Annotated in this window: 15 protein-coding genes; 1 reads left to right on the plus strand and 14 read right to left on the minus strand. The window is 63.1% G+C overall.

The window, feature by feature from the left end:
- Positions 1 to 27: 27 nt before the first annotated feature.
- From rpsC to rpsL, 12 genes are all read right to left on the minus strand, one after another.
- A complete protein-coding gene (gene rpsC, locus SO180_RS02595; protein WP_027520959.1) occupies positions 28 to 744 on the minus strand; it encodes a 30S ribosomal protein S3 in 717 nt (238 codons plus the stop codon).
- A 17-nt stretch (positions 745 to 761) separates the two neighbouring features.
- Positions 762 to 1148, minus strand: a complete 387-nt coding sequence (gene rplV / locus SO180_RS02600; protein ID WP_008549264.1) for a 50S ribosomal protein L22 — start codon at positions 1146 to 1148, stop codon at positions 762 to 764.
- A gap of 10 nt (positions 1149 to 1158) precedes the next feature.
- A complete protein-coding gene (gene rpsS / locus SO180_RS02605) occupies positions 1159 to 1437 on the minus strand; it encodes a 30S ribosomal protein S19 (protein ID WP_008963465.1) in 279 nt (92 codons plus the stop codon).
- Positions 1438 to 1449: 12 nt separating this feature from the next.
- Positions 1450 to 2283 (minus strand): 50S ribosomal protein L2, encoded by an 834-nt coding sequence (rplB, locus tag SO180_RS02610; protein ID WP_027520961.1) that lies wholly within the window; start codon positions 2281 to 2283, stop codon positions 1450 to 1452.
- Between the two features lie 12 nt (positions 2284 to 2295).
- Complete coding sequence (locus SO180_RS02615) at positions 2296 to 2598, minus strand: 50S ribosomal protein L23 (RefSeq protein WP_027520962.1); 303 nt, start codon at positions 2596 to 2598, stop codon at positions 2296 to 2298.
- Entirely contained in the window at positions 2595 to 3215 is a 621-nt protein-coding gene (gene rplD / locus SO180_RS02620) for a 50S ribosomal protein L4 (protein ID WP_027520963.1), read from the minus strand. The genes SO180_RS02615 and rplD overlap by 4 nt, the downstream gene beginning before the upstream one ends.
- A 1-nt stretch (position 3216) precedes the next feature.
- Entirely contained in the window at positions 3217 to 3933 is a 717-nt protein-coding gene (rplC, locus tag SO180_RS02625) for a 50S ribosomal protein L3 (RefSeq protein ID WP_449377270.1), read from the minus strand.
- A gap of 52 nt (positions 3934 to 3985) precedes the next feature.
- Positions 3986 to 4294, minus strand: coding sequence for a 30S ribosomal protein S10 (rpsJ, locus tag SO180_RS02630; protein ID WP_002712302.1), 309 nt, complete (start codon positions 4292 to 4294; stop codon positions 3986 to 3988).
- Positions 4295 to 4381: 87 nt separating this feature from the next.
- Positions 4382 to 5572, minus strand: a complete 1191-nt coding sequence (gene tuf / locus SO180_RS02635; RefSeq protein ID WP_449377271.1) for an elongation factor Tu — start codon at positions 5570 to 5572, stop codon at positions 4382 to 4384.
- A 40-nt stretch (positions 5573 to 5612) separates the two neighbouring features.
- Positions 5613 to 7685 carry an elongation factor G gene (gene fusA / locus SO180_RS02640; protein ID WP_449377272.1) on the minus strand — a complete coding sequence of 691 codons (2073 nt, stop codon included), beginning with the start codon at positions 7683 to 7685 and terminating at the stop codon, positions 5613 to 5615.
- Positions 7686 to 7719: 34 nt separating this feature from the next.
- Positions 7720 to 8190 carry a 30S ribosomal protein S7 gene (rpsG, locus tag SO180_RS02645; protein ID WP_063701818.1) on the minus strand — a complete coding sequence of 157 codons (471 nt, stop codon included), beginning with the start codon at positions 8188 to 8190 and terminating at the stop codon, positions 7720 to 7722.
- Positions 8191 to 8205: 15 nt separating this feature from the next.
- Entirely contained in the window at positions 8206 to 8577 is a 372-nt protein-coding gene (gene rpsL, locus SO180_RS02650; protein ID WP_007603006.1) for a 30S ribosomal protein S12, read from the minus strand.
- Positions 8578 to 9218: 641 nt separating this feature from the next.
- On the opposite strand from rpsL, the gene SO180_RS02655 reads away from it, so the two are divergent.
- On the plus strand, positions 9219 to 10460 hold the full coding sequence (locus SO180_RS02655) for an FAD-dependent monooxygenase (RefSeq protein ID WP_449377273.1): 1242 nt from the start codon (positions 9219 to 9221) through the stop codon (positions 10458 to 10460).
- Here SO180_RS02655 and SO180_RS02660 read toward each other — a convergent pair.
- Both SO180_RS02660 and SO180_RS02665 read right to left on the minus strand, forming a co-directional pair.
- A complete protein-coding gene (locus tag SO180_RS02660; protein ID WP_449377274.1) occupies positions 10385 to 12409 on the minus strand; it encodes an ABC transporter ATP-binding protein in 2025 nt (674 codons plus the stop codon). The two genes, SO180_RS02655 and SO180_RS02660, sit on opposite strands and share 76 nt — an antisense overlap.
- A 127-nt stretch (positions 12410 to 12536) precedes the next feature.
- The gene (locus tag SO180_RS02665; protein ID WP_449377275.1) at positions 12537 to 14591 is read right to left on the minus strand and encodes an FAD-dependent oxidoreductase; all 2055 of its coding nucleotides are present in this window, start codon (positions 14589 to 14591) and stop codon (positions 12537 to 12539) included.
- Positions 14592 to 14738 lie beyond the last annotated feature (147 nt).

Here is a 14738-nt window from a genome sequence, read left to right on the forward strand (position 1 = left end):
CTTTAAGCCCTCAAATTCTGTGCTGGCTCAGGCCGCAGCGTCGCGACGCTGCCGGCCGCCACCGCTGCCACCACCCTCGCCTTCGGCCATTCTCTTGTCCTGGGCCATCGGATCGTGCTCGAGGATCTCGCCCTTGAAGATCCAGACCTTGACGCCGCAGGTGCCGAAGGTCGTGAACGCGGTCGCGACGCCGTAGTCGATGTCAGCGCGCAGCGTGTGCAGCGGCACGCGACCTTCGCGGTACCACTCCATGCGCGCGATTTCCGCACCGCCCAGACGACCCGAGCAGTTGATGCGGATGCCCTCCGCGCCGAGACGCATCGCCGACTGCACGGCGCGCTTCATGGCGCGACGGAACGCAACGCGGCGCTCGAGCTGCTGCGCGATCGATTCGGCGACCAGCGTCGCATCGAGCTCCGGCTTGCGGATCTCGACGATGTTGATCACGACGTCCGACGAGGTGATGTCGGCCACCTTCTTGCGCAGCTTGTCGATGTCGGCGCCCTTCTTGCCGATCACCACGCCCGGACGAGCCGAGTGGATGGTGACGCGGCACTTCTTGTGCGGACGCTCGATCACGATGCGGGCGACGGCCGCCTGCTTGAGCTCCTTGTGCAGGATCTCGCGGATCTTGACGTCCTCGTGCAGCAGCTTGCCGTATTCCTGCTTGCCGGCGAACCAGCGGGAATCCCAGGTCCGGTTGATGCCGAGACGCAGACCGATCGGATTGATCTTTTGACCCATCGTTTTCTCCTGCGTCCTTAAGCGGCCGCTTCGGCTTCGACCTGACGAACGATGATCGTCAGCTGCGAAAATGGTTTGTAGACACGGCCCGAGCGACCACGGCCGCGGGCGGCAAAGCGCTTCATCACCAGCCCGTTGCCGACGAAGGCCTGCGCCACGACGAGATCGTCGACGTCGAGATCGTGATTGTTCTCGGCGTTGGCGATAGCCGATTCCAGGCACTTCTTCACGTCGACAGCGATCCGCTTGCGCGAAAACTGCAAATCGGCGAGCGCAGCAGACGCCTTGCGGCCGCGAATGAGCTGGGCCACCAGGTTGAGCTTCTGCGGGCTCACCCGCAGCATCCGGGCGACCGCCTTGGCCTCGTTGTCGGCGAGGCTCCGTTCGCGCTTAGGTTTGCTCATGACTTAATCCTCAAGCCTTCTTGGCTTTCTTGTCGCCGGAGTGGCCATGGAAGGTCCGCGTCGGCGAGAACTCGCCGAACTTGTGACCGACCATTTCCTCGTTGACCGCCACCGGCACGTGCTTCTGACCGTTGTAGACGCCGAAGGTCAGGCCGACGAACTGCGGCAGGATGGTCGAGCGACGGCTCCAGATCTTGATGACGTCGTGACGGCCGGACGCACGCGCCGCATCTGCCTTCTTGAGCAGCGACGCCTCGACGAACGGGCCTTTCCAGACTGAACGAACCATGTCCGGCGTTCCTTACTTCTTCCGCTTGTGGCGGCTTAGGAGAATGAATTTGTTGGTCGACTTGTTGGTGCGGGTCTTCTTGCCCTTGGTCGGCTTGCCCCACGGGGTGACCGGGTGGCGACCGCCCGAGGTACGACCTTCACCACCGCCGTGCGGATGGTCGATCGGGTTCATGGCAACACCGCGGTTGTGCGGGCGACGGCCCATCCAGCGCTTGCGGCCGGCCTTGCCGATCGAGGTGTTCATGTGATCCGGGTTCGACACCGCGCCGATCGTGCCGCGGCAACGACCGTGCACCAGGCGCTGCTCGCCCGAGTTCAGGCGGATGATCACGTAGTCCTGGTCGCGACCGACGAGCTGGGCGTAGGTGCCGGCCGAACGCGCGAGCTGGCCACCCTTGCCTATCTTGGTCTCGATGTTGTGGATGATCGTGCCGACCGGCATGTTGCCGAGCGGCATGACGTTGCCCGGCTTCACGTCGACATAGTTGCCCGCGATGATGGTATCACCCACGGCCAAGCGCTGCGGCGCCAGGATGTAGGCCTGCTCACCGTCCTGATACTTGATCAGCGCGATGAAGCCGGTGCGGTTCGGGTCGTACTCGAGCCGTTCGACGGTCGCGGGAACGTCGATCTTTTCGCGCTTGAAGTCGACGGTGCGCAGCGTCTGCTTGTGGCCGCCGCCGCGGAAGCGCACGGTGATGCGACCGGTGTTGTTGCGGCCGCCCGAGGACTTCTTGCCTTCGGTAAGCGCCTTGACCGGCTTGCCCTTGTAGAGGGCCGAACGATCGACCATCACCAGCTGGCGCTGGCCCGGCGTCGTGGGATTGAATGTCTTCAGTGCCATCGTCGTAGGACCTTACAGACCGGTGGTCACGTCGATCCGGTGACCCTCTTCGAGGGTCACGATCGCGCGCTTGGTGTTCGACTGCGAGCCGAGATTGCCGCGGAAGGCCTTGACCTTGCCCTTGCGGACAAGCGTGTTGACGCTCTTGACCTTGACGTCGAACAGCTTCTCGATCGCTTCCTTGATCTGCGGCTTGGTCGCCTTGGCGGCCACCTTGAACAGAACCTTGTTGTGCTCCGAGGCAATCGTCGCCTTTTCGGTCACGACCGGCGACAGGATCACGTCGTAGTGGCGAGCCTCGATGTTCTTCGTCATTTGAAGCGCGCCTCCAGCGCATCGATGGCGGCCTTGGTCAGAACGAGCTTCTGACGGCGCAGGATGTCGTAGACGTTGATGCCCTGGATCGGCAGCACGTCCATGTTCGGGATGTTGCGGGCCGCCGCGGCGAAGCCCTGGTTGAGCTCGGCGCCGTCGATGATCAGCGCGTTGGTCAGGCCCAGGCCCGAGAAGTGGCCGAGCAGCGCCTTGGTCTTGGCGGCCTCGAGCGCTGCCTTCTCGATAACGACGAGATCACCGTCCTTGGCCTTGGCCGACAGCGCATGCTTCAGCGCCAGCGCGCGGACCTTCTTCGGCAGATCGGAGGCGTGCGAGCGCACCACCGGACCGAATGCACGGCCACCGCCACGAAACTGCGGCACGCGGGCCGAACCGTGACGAGCACCGCCGGTGCCCTTCTGCTTGTACATCTTCTTGCCGGTGCGCCAGATCTCGGCGCGGCCCTTGGCCTTGTGGGTGCCGGCCTGACGCTTGTCGAGCTGCCACTTCACGCAGCGCGCGATGATGTCCTCGCGCGGCTCGAGGCCGAAAATGGCGTCGGAGAGCTGGACCGAACCGGCTTCCTTGCCCTCAAGGGTGGTGACTTTCAATTCCATCTCACGCACCCTCCTGCTGGGCCGCAGCCTCGGCTTCGCCGCCGGCAACCTTGAACTTGCCCGGCTTCGGAGCTTCCTTCGGCAGCGGCTTCTTGACGGCGTCGCGCACGCGGATCCAGCCGCCCTTGGAGCCGGGAACGGCGCCTTCGACGAGGATCAGGCCGCGCTCGACATCGGTCTGGACGACGCGAAGGTTGAGCGTGGTGATGCGATCGACACCCATGTGGCCGGGCATCTTCTTGTTCTTCCAGGTCTTGCCGGGATCCTGACGGCCACCGGTCGAACCGATCGAGCGGTGCGAGATCGACACACCGTGCGTGGCGCGCAGACCGCCGAAGTTCCAGCGCTTCATACCGCCGGCAAAGCCCTTACCGACCGAGGTGCCGGTGACGTCGACGAACTGGCCGACGACGAAGTGATCGGCCTGGATCTCGGCGCCAACCGGGATCATGGCATCCGCGGTGACGCGGAATTCCTCGACCTGCCGCTTCGGCTCGACCTTGGCGACCGCGAACTGACCGCGCTCAGCCTTGGGCATGTACACGGTCTTGCGGCTGCCAGCGCCAAGCTGGAGCGCGACGTAACCGTTCTTCTCTTCGGTGCGGTGGCCTACGACCTGGCAATTGCCGAGCTTCAGCACGGTCACGGGGATATGTTCGCCGGCCTCCGTGAAGACCCGCGTCATCCCGACCTTTTGTGCGATCACTCCGGAGCGCATCGGCTTGCTTCCTGTTCTTTCTGTCCGCTTTCGCGAACGGGATCCAAAAATCTTAGAGCTTGATCTCGACGTCGACACCGGCGGCCAGGTCGAGCTTCATCAGAGCATCGACGGTCTGCGGGGTCGGATCGACGATGTCGAGCAGACGCTTGTGGGTGCGCATCTCGAACTGTTCGCGGCTCTTCTTGTCGACGTGCGGCGAACGGTTGACGGTGAACTTCTCGATGCGGGTCGGCAGCGGAATGGGTCCGCGAACCTGCGCGCCGGTGCGCTTCGCCGTATTCACGATCTCACGGGTCGACGTATCGAGAATACGATGGTCGAACGCCTTGAGACGAATGCGAATATTTTGGCCGTTCATTGCCGTGGTCTTTCTTCTCAGGTGAGTGGCGAGTAGCGAGTAGCGAGTAGAGATCTACTCGCCATTCGCCATTCCCTATTCGCGTAATTATTCGATGATCGAGGCGACGACGCCGGCGCCGACGGTACGGCCGCCTTCGCGGATCGCGAAGCGGAGCTTCTCTTCCATCGCGATCGGCACGATCAGGTGCACTTCCATCGCGATGTTGTCGCCCGGCATCACCATCTCGGTGCCTTCCGGCAGGTGCACGACACCGGTCACGTCGGTGGTGCGGAAGTAGAACTGCGGACGGTAGTTGGTGAAGAACGGGGTGTGGCGACCGCCCTCGTCCTTGGTGAGGATGTAGGCCTCAGCCTTGAACTTGGTGTGCGGCTTGACCGAACCGGGCTTGCAGAGCACCTGGCCGCGCTCGACTTCCTCGCGCTTGGTGCCGCGGAGCAGCGCGCCGATGTTGTCGCCGGCCTGGCCCTGGTCGAGCAGCTTGCGGAACATTTCGACGCCGGTGACGGTGGTCTTGGTGGTCGCACGCAGACCGACGATCTCGATTTCGTCGCCGACCTTGACGATGCCGCGCTCGACACGGCCGGTCACCACGGTGCCGCGACCCGAGATCGAGAACACGTCTTCCACCGGCATCAGGAACGGCTGGTCGATCGGACGCTCCGGCTGCGGGATGTACTCGTCGACGTTGCGCATCAGCTCGAGGATGGCCTCGTGGCCGAGCTTCTTGTCGGAGTCTTCGAGAGCGGCCAGCGCCGAGCCCTTGACGATCGGGATCTTGTCGCCGGGGAATTCATACTTCGAGAGCAGCTCGCGGACTTCGAGCTCGACGAGCTCGAGCAGCTCCGGATCGTCGACCATATCGCACTTGTTGAGGAACACGACGAGCGCGGGCACGCCGACCTGGCGGGCGAGCAGGATGTGCTCGCGGGTCTGCGGCATCGGGCCGTCAGCGGCCGACACGACCAGGATCGCGCCGTCCATCTGGGCAGCGCCGGTGATCATGTTCTTCACGTAGTCGGCGTGGCCGGGGCAGTCGACGTGCGCGTAGTGGCGGTTCTTGGTCTCGTACTCGACGTGCGCGGTCGAGATGGTGATGCCGCGCGCCTTCTCTTCCGGCGCCTTGTCGATCTGGTCGTACGCCGTGAACGTCGCACCACCGGTTTCAGCGAGGATCTTGGTGATCGCCGCGGTCAGCGACGTCTTGCCATGGTCGACGTGACCGATGGTGCCGATGTTGCAGTGGGGCTTGTTACGTTCAAACTTTGCTTTGGCCATTTGACTCTCCGTTCAATCGTCAGCTCGAGACCGACGACAATCAGGCAAACTTCTTCTGGACTTCTGCCGACACGTTGGCCGGCGCTTCTGCGTAGTGGTCGAACTGCATGGTGAAGGTCGCGCGACCCTGGCTCATCGAGCGCAGGTTATTCACGTAACCGAACATGTTCATGAGCGGCACCATCGCGTTGATGACGTTGGCGTTGCCGCGCATGTCTTGACCCTGGATCTGACCGCGCCGGGAGTTCAGGTCGCCGATGACCGAGCCGGTATAGTCTTCCGGGGTCACCACCTCGACCTTCATGATCGGCTCGAGCAGGACGGACTTGCCCATCTGCAGCGCTTCACGGAAGCAGGCGCGCGAAGCGATTTCGAAGGCGAGCGCCGACGAGTCGACGTCGTGGTACTTACCGTCGACGAGCTGCACCTTGACGTCGACCACGGGGAAGCCCGCGACCACGCCGGAGGAGAGCACGCTCTCGAGGCCCTTCTCGACGCCGGGGATGTATTCCTTCGGCACCGCGCCGCCGACGATCTTCGATTCGAACTCGAAGCCCTTGCCGGCTTCGTTAGGCTCGACGATGAACGACACGGCCGCGAACTGGCCGGTACCGCCGGTCTGCTTCTTGTGAGTGTAGCTGTGCTCCACCTTCCTGGTGATGCGCTCACGGAATGCCACCTGCGGCGCGCCGATGTTGGCATCGACCTTGTAGGTGCGCTTGAGGATGTCGACCTTGATGTCGAGATGGAGCTCGCCCATGCCCTTGAGGATGGTCTGGCCGGACTCGTGGTCGGTCGACACGCGGAAGGACGGATCCTCCGCGGCGAGCTTGGCCAGCGCCACGCCCAGCTTCTCCTGGTCGGCCTTGGACTTCGGCTCGATCGCGATCTCGATGACCGGCTCGGGGAATTCCATCTTTTCCAGAATCACCTGCTTGTCGGGATCGCACAGTGTGTCACCGGTGCGCGCTTCCTTCAGGCCGGCCAGCGCGACGATGTCGCCGGCATAGGCTTCCTTGATGTCCTCGCGGTTGTTCGCATGCATCAGCAGCATGCGCCCGATGCGCTCCTTCTTCTCGCGGGTCGAGTTCACGACGCCGGTGCCCGACGACAGAATGCCCGAATAGATGCGGCAGAAGGTGATGGTGCCGACGAACGGGTCGTCCATGATCTTGAACGCGAGCAGCGCGAGCGGCTCCTTGTCGTCCGCCTTGCGCACGACTTCGTTGCCCTTGTCGTCGGTGCCCTTGATCGCGGGCACGTCGAGCGGCGACGGCAAATAGTCGACGACGGCGTCGAGCAGCGGCTGCACGCCCTTGTTCTTGAACGCCGAGCCGCACAGCACGGGATAGAAAGCGCCGGTGAGCACGGCCTTGCGGATCAGCCGCTTCAGCGTCGCTTCGTCCGGCTCCTTGCCATCGAGATAGGCGGCCATGGCATCGTCGTCGAGCTCGACGGCGGCTTCCACCATCTTCTCGCGGTATTCCTTGGCCTGGTCGACGAGGTCTTCCGGAATGTCGACATAGTCGAACTTCGCGCCGAGCGCTTCATCGTTCCAGACGACGCCCTTCATCTTCACGAGGTCGACGAGACCCTTGAAGTTGTTCTCGGCACCGATCGGAAGCTGGATCGCAACGGGCTTGGCGCCGAGGCGGTCGACGATGTCGGACAGACACTTGAAGAAGTCCGCGCCGATCTTGTCCATCTTGTTGGCGAAGACGATGCGCGGAACCTTGTACTTGTCGCCCTGGCGCCAGACCGTCTCGGTCTGGGGCTCGACGCCCTGGTTCGAGTCGAGCACGCAGACGGCGCCGTCGAGCACGCGAAGCGAACGCTCGACCTCGATGGTAAAGTCGACGTGGCCGGGCGTGTCGATGATGTTCAGACGCTTGCCGGCCCAGAACGCCGTGGTCGCAGCCGAGGTGATCGTGATGCCACGCTCCTGCTCCTGCTCCATCCAGTCCATCGTCGCGGCACCTTCGTGCACTTCGCCGATCTTGTGGCTCTTGCCGGTGTAATAGAGGATGCGCTCGGTCGTCGTGGTCTTGCCGGCGTCGATATGCGCCATGATACCGAAGTTACGGTAGTCCTCGATGGCATGTTGGCGGGGCATGGGTCGTTCCTTGCGAGTCCGTTAGGTGTCGCCGTTACCAGCGATAATGCGAGAAGGCACGGTTGGCTTCGGCCATCCGGTGCACGTCTTCACGCTTCTTGACGGCGTTCCCCCGGTTATTCGATGCGTCCAAGAGCTCCGCCGAGAGCCGCTCGGTCATCGTCTTCTCGTTGCGCTCGCGGGCCGCGGCGATCAGCCAGCGGATGCCCAGCGCCTGCCGGCGGGTCGAGCGGACCTCAACCGGAACCTGATAGGTCGCACCGCCGACGCGGCGGGAGCGCACTTCGATCGTGGGCATCACGTTCTCAAGCGCCTGCTCGAACACGCCGAGCGGGTTCTGCTTGGTCTTGGTTTCGATGATGCCGAGCGCACCGTAGACGATGCCTTCGGCGACCGACTTCTTGCCGGCGTACATCACCGAGTTCATGAACTTCGTGATCACGATGTTCCCGAACTTGGGATCCGGCAGAACTTCGCGCTTTTCCGCTGAGTGGCGACGAGACATGGAAGAGGTTCCCGCTTACTTCGGACGCTTCGCGCCGTATTTCGAACGACGCTGCTTACGGTTCTTGACGCCCTGGGTATCCAGCACGCCGCGGAGGATGTGGTAGCGCACGCCGGGCAAGTCCTTGACGCGGCCGCCGCGGATCATGACCACCGAGTGCTCCTGGAGGTTATGGCCCTCACCAGGGATGTAGCCGATCACCTCGAAACCATTGGTCAGACGCACCTTGGCGACCTTACGAAGCGCCGAGTTCGGCTTCTTCGGCGTCGTGGTGTAGACGCGCGTGCACACGCCGCGCTTCTGCGGCGACTGCTGCAGCGCCGGCACCTTCTTGCGCGACTTCTGCACTTCACGCGGTTGTGCGATCAGCTGGTTGATCGTCGGCATCCTGGCCTTCACCCTTTTTCTGCCGCGGTCCCTTTCAGGCCCGCAAATTCTTCTTCCGGACTACCCGCCCGATGGGGCCGCTTAGCACGGAACGATCCGCACAAAGCGAAATCGCGCCAACCGCTCCATCAACGAGCGGAAAGCGCTTCGACGCCACAGAGGACCGCAGTCTTTGAACCGATCAGCATAAAGCCGACGGCCGCGTACCGAGGTCATGCATCCGAGTTTGATCTCAAGAGAACGAGCTCTAGAGAACTAAAATCGCACTGGCATTGCCTAGCTATGATCGACAGCGTTTGAGCGGCATTCGTCGAGGTTGGTGCCCACTTTACGATCCCAATGGGATCACGCGGGTGGCCCGTTCCGACGTTGGCGATGCTCACCGCCTGTCGTTAAGTGACGCGCTTTCTATAAGTGGGAATCACCTGAGTCAAGGTGAAACACAGCAAGCGAAGAGCTTCTCGCGCTTAAAGAATTGGCTCGTTCGGCGCCCTCGCCGCCTCCGTGATGTAGGTTCCCGCGCCGCGATCCGCTAGCCCCAGACCCTATTTGTACCCGGATACAATATACTTTTATGGCGCGCGCTAAGGTTTTCTTTCCTGTTCCTGCGGCAGGGTGCCGCGCCGGGCGGAGAAATACCCATGCTGTATACCGATATTGCGATCATCGGCGGGGGTATGGCCGGCTCCGCCGCCGCCGCAATGCTGGGTCGCGCCGGCGTCCAGACCATCTTCATCGACCCCCACACCGAGTATCCGCCGGACTTCCGGGTCGAGAAAATCAGCGGTGACGTCCAACTCGAGCGCTTCCGGCGGACCGGAATCGCAGAATCAGTGCTGCGCCGTACGACATTTTGCGGCGAGAACTGGATCGCGCGATTCGGCCACCTGCTCGACAAGGCGCCGAGCCAGCAGTTCGGCTTCCGCTACGAGGCCTTCGTCAACGCGATCCGCGCGGAAATCCCCGACACGGTCGAGCGGGTCTGCGCCAAGGCGCTATCGATCGCGACGAGCCCTGACCGGCAGAAGATCACGCTTTCCAATAACGAAGTCGTCTCCGCCCGCCTCGTCGTGCTCGCCAATGGATTGAACGTCGGCCTGCGCCACCAGCTCGGCATCGAACGCGAGATCATCAGCGCCTGCCATTCAATCTCGGTCGGATTCGACGTCGTGCCGCTCGGGCGAACCGCATTTGATTTTCCCGCGATGACGTATTTCTCCGAGCGGCCCGGCGACCGCATCCCCTACATCACGCTGTTTCCGATCGGCACGCGGATGCGGGCAAACCTGTTCGTCTACCGCGCCTTCGACGATCCTTGGCTGCGCGATCTGCGGCGGGCACCGGTCGCGACCCTGAACGCCGCCCTGCCGCGCCTCTCGCGCATCACCGGCGCCTTCGATATCGCGAGCGAGATCAAGATTCGTCCCGTCGATCTTTATGTGCATCGGGCCTGCCGCCAGGCCGGCATCGTGTTGATCGGCGACGCCTTCGCGACCTCCTGCCCTGTCGCCGGCACCGGCAGCGACAAGGTGTTCACCGACGTTGAACGGCTCTGCGGAGTGCACATCCCGGCCTGGCTTGCGACCGAGGGCATGGACGAGGACAAGATCGCTGCCTTCTACGACGACCCGATCAAGCGGGCCTGCGATGCCTGGTCGGCCGCCAAGGCATTCGACTTCCGTGAAGTGTCGCTCGCAACGAGCCCCTACTGGAGAGCGCAGCGCTGGGCGCGCTTCGTGGCCTGGTTTGCCCAAGGTGCGGTCCGCCGGGCGGCGCGACTGGTCCACCTCGAGCCGAACATCCTCGGTCACTCCTCGTCGTCATCCTCCTCGTCGTCCTCGTCTTCATCATCATCGTCGTCGCTGTCGTCGTCATCGACCTGAGCCGCGCCGCCATGCGGCTGGTGGATCTGGTCGTCCCACAGCTTGCGATAGGTACCGTTCTTGGCGAGCAGCTCGGCATGCGAGCCGCGCTCGATGGCGCGGCCGCCTGAAATCACGATGATCTCGTCCATCTCGACGACAGAGGTCAGACGGTGGGTCGACCAGATCATGGTGCGGCCCTTGGCGACCTTGAGCAGCGTGCGGTTGATCGCAGCCTCAGTCGTCTGGTCGAGCGCCGAGGTCGCCTCGTCGAGCAGCAGCACCGATGGATTGCGTATGATGGCGCGTGCGATCGCGAGGCGCTGGCGCTGGCCGCCCGACAGCGTATCGCCGCGTTCGCCGACCGGCGTGTCGTATTTCTGCGGCAGGCTCATGATATAGCGGTGGATCTCGGCCTTCTTGGCGGCCTCCGCCACCTCCTCGTCGGTGGCGCCCTCCTTGCCGAGCCGGATGTTCTCGCGGATCGACATGTTGAACAGCATGTTCTCCTGGAACACCACGGCCATGCTCCGGCGCAGCGAATCCAGCGTCACTTTCCGCACATCGACGCCGTCGATGGTGACGCGACCTTCGTCGGGAACGTAGAGGCGCAGGACCAGATTGAGCAGCGTGCTCTTGCCGGAGCCGCTGGGCCCGACGATCGCGATGCTCTTGCCGACCTTGAGCTTGAGGCTGAGATTGTCCAGCACCGGCGTCTGGCTGCCTTCGTACTGGAAGGTGACATGGTCGAAAGTGATATCGTTGGTGATGCGCGGCAGATCCGGCGCGCCGGGACGATCGGCGCCGCGCGTCGGTTCGTCCAGCAGCTCCTGGATATGGCGCACGGCAGCGGCCGAGGAGATCGACACCGGGATGAAGTGCATCACATGGGCGATGTTGTAGGAGACCTCCCAGAACGCGCTCTCGAAGGTGACGAAGGTGCCGATGGTGATCTGCCCCTTGGTCGCAAGATACGCACCGATCGCGAGCACCACGAGGTGCAGGAGCAGGACCGAGATCGTGACCGTCCGCTCCACCATGGTCGACAGGAATGCGGCTGACGCGATCCTGTTGCGGGTCTCGTCGTTGCGGAAGGCGAAGAAGCCGAACATCTTGCGCTGCAGGCTGAACGCCTTGATCACGGCCTGCGCCGCCACGTTCTCCTGCACCATGCCGAGCAGCCCGCTTTCGTTGAGCTTCTGCTCGTAATTTGCCTGCACCGCCTTCGGCGTGAGGATGCGCGGTCCGATCAGCGTGATCGGAAACACCAGCAGCGCGACCACGGCGAGCTGCCAGTTCAGGAACAGCAACAGGATGATGCCGGCTATCAGCTCCATGAACGGCAGTGCAGCGCTGTTGACAAATGTCTTGACCGAGCCTTCGAAGGCCGAGAGATCGACGGAGAAGCGTGACAGGATCTCGCCGCGCTTGGTGCGACCGAAATAGGCCGCCGGCAGGCTCTGCACGTGCTCGAACAGCCGCTTGCGCACGTCGGAGATGATGCAGGCTGCCAGCCGCGCGTCCCAGCGCTCGTACCAGACTGCGACGATCGAGGTGAAGATGCCGGCGACCGCGAGCACGCCGAGGATCTTGTAGAGAGCCTGAAAGTCCTCCTCGCCGAGCGCGTCGTCGATCAGGAACTTCAGGCTGAGCGGCATGATGACGTTGAAGAGCGTCTCGATCAGCACGCCGAACGATACGAAGGCCAGGATCCGCTTGTAGTTGGAGAGGTAGGGCTTGACGAAGCCCAGGATGGTTGCGAGCGCGCCGGCGGCTTCGCGCGCCGTGAAGACAACGAGGTCCTCGTCCTCATCGTCGTCATCGAGCTCCGGAAGCTCGTCGTCCTCCTCCTCGTCATCCTCATCGTCTTCCAGGTCCGGCTTGACGGCGGATGCGAGCTTGTCCTCAAGCTCGGTCGCTTCTTCCGCGGCGAGCTTCTGTTTGTCGGGCGAGAGAGGCCTGGATGCCATGAAACCAACCGATGCTGACGGCCGGCATGACCGCAGAAAATCAGGAAAACAGCGGAGAACCGCTATTGCACCGATTCTATGCGATCAGGATCAATTCGGCAAAGCAATTGGCGAATTCGCGAGGCAGCTATTCGTCGTCCTCGACCTTGTCGAAGAAGGAATAGCGCAAGCTGTCGGCGTCGGCGTACCACTGCCCCGGCCCCTTGTTGGCGGCGAGCGTCGCCGCCCACAGCGCATCGGTGCAGTCGTTGCGGTGCATCGACAGGTCGAACCCGTTGCCGAAGAACAATTCCGACCATTCCCACCAGGTGCCGAGCTTCTTGACCCCGCGCAGGAGGTCGTAGCGATCAATCAGGCCAGGCGCCATGTCGGAGGTGATCGAGCCGAACACCAGGCCCGTCTTGACCACGCGGTTCAATTCGCGGATCGCGCGGACGACCTGCTTCTCGGAGAGGTGGCAAAGGCTGGTCTCGAATACGAAATCGAACGCGCCGTCCTTGAACGGCATGTCAGCGATCGAACCGAGCTTGTTGTATTTCTTGAGCGCCTTCGGCGTCCTGGCATGGATGGTGCGGTTGTTCTCGATGCCGAAGGCGTCGATCCCGCGCTCGCGCAGCGCGCCGACGAGCTCGCCGCTGGCAGAGCCCGCCACCAACAGCTTGGCACCCTTCGCCTTGCCCCAGACGATGCCGATGAGTTTCATCAGATAGTCGGGGTCGGTGAACTGGCGCCACGCTTCGCCATAGGGACCCTGACCGCGATAGTTGTCGAAATAGTCGCGGTCGATCTTGTCGGACAGCGGTGTCTCGCTCTGGCTGCGCGCGCGACGCAGGCGCATCATCTCGGTCAGGATGATGTCGGTCGCAGCGTCCGAGGAGTCGAGCAGACCGTTCAGCGTCGAATCGAACAGATAGTCGCCGACCACGACGATGCCGGGATGCTCCTTCGGCTCGGGCCGGTGATTGGTCATGACATCGCGCACGGGCAAGCCGCCCGGCAACGCGTTCACCGAAGACAGCCAGCGGTGGATCTTGCCCTCCATGAAATGCGCACGCGCATCGCCGAGCGAGGCGGGCAGCGATTTCAGCGCGGCATCGATCAGCTCCTGGTCGGAGAGATTGGCGAAGGCCAGCGCATCAGAGCCCGGAATGAGCCAGTTCAACACGCCGTGCTTGCCGACGTCGTGGCGGGCGCCCTCGTTGTAGACGCAGCAACCGCCGAAGGCTTCCGACATGAACCAGGCGCCGGGGATCTTGTCGCCCCAGAACGGGGCGTCGAACAGGATCGAGACGCGCAGGTAATGCGCGGGACGGTCGAAATAGGAGACGTGCTTGACCATCGACTTGCGGAGCTGCTCGCCTTCCCAGCCAAGCGTGGCGAGCCAGGAATGCGGCAGGCAGACCAGCACGAGGTCGAAGTCGCGCGTCTCCGGCCCCTTGCCGTTCATCATCTTGAGCTGGTAGCGCCCCGTCGGCGCCTTGCCGACGGCGAGCACGCGATGATTGAGCTGGATGTCGGCGTTGACCTCCGACTGGAGACACTCGACGAGCTGCTCGTTGCCGTTCTGGATCGAGTAGAGGCCGATATAGCCATCGACATCCATCAGGTAGTTCTTGAGCGCATTGAGCCCGTTGGTGTTGTGGCTCTCCGTCGCGATGTCGGAGCGCGCCATCACCTTGAAGAATCGCTTGGCGGTCGCGTCATCGACCTCCTCGTCGAGCACCTGCTCGGCCGTCTTGTAGGCCCAGGGATGCTCGTTGTCGTGCGCGCCGACGCCTTCGTAATATTCGATCGGCGACATCATGTCGGAGCAGCGCTTGCGGAACGCTTCGATGGCAGCCGCGGTCTTGGCGCCGTATTTGCGGCGCACGCCGGGTACGTCGTTCAGGAGCTCGCCGCCGAACTGGACCTGCTCGGCGTCCATGGGAATGGTCTGAAGCCCGAAATGCTGGATCAGTTCCCGCAATGGATCCGGTCCGGTCATCGAGTAATCGTAGATCTCGGCAACGCCCGCCTCGTACATCGCAGGCGCCGAATCGAACTTCCGCGTGACGATCTTGCCGCCGAGCCGGTCGGACGCCTCATAGATGGTGATGCGGCAGAGATCGCCGAGTTTGCGCTTCAAATACCAGGCGCTCATCAGCCCGCCGGGGCCGCCGCCTACGATTGCGAGGTCAAGCATGTCAGGTCCGTGGTCTCCGGCCGCCCCCCGTGTCGGGACCACCGGTCTAAGCTCTCTTAACAGAAGCGCTTTTTTGGCTGAAGGAAAGATGAACAAACGACGTCCCTGCACCGCAGCAAGGAAACAAAGCAGCAAAAAGGCCGGCAA

It is taken from the genome of Bradyrhizobium sp. UFLA05-112 (assembly GCF_053572325.1).